Raw genomic sequence first — 218 nt, 5'->3', positions numbered from 1 at the left:
AGCAATACCACTGATAGTGGAACAGTAACGATCACTGATAATGACACACCAGCAATGAGTGTAGGTGATGTAACGGTAGCAGAAGATGCAGGAACAGCGAGTGTAGCGGTAAGTATTGACAATCCAAGTAGTGTAGATACAGTAGTAAGTATCACGACAACCGATAACAGCGCTACCAATCCAGATGATTATACGACTACCACAGTTACAGCAACGAT

General features: G+C 43.1%; 1 protein-coding gene. It reads left to right on the top strand.

Translation table 11 applies throughout. From position 1 onward, the window contains the following. Positions 1-218, top strand: a 218-nt coding sequence (locus Q0845_RS27860) for a Calx-beta domain-containing protein (RefSeq protein WP_298521255.1), incomplete at both ends; no start/stop codon positions are given.

Origin of the sequence: uncultured Kordia sp., assembly GCF_947489565.1 — a bacterium.
Classification (GTDB): domain Bacteria; phylum Bacteroidota; class Bacteroidia; order Flavobacteriales; family Flavobacteriaceae; genus Kordia.
This window is presented reverse-complemented; position numbering and strand designations above follow the sequence as displayed.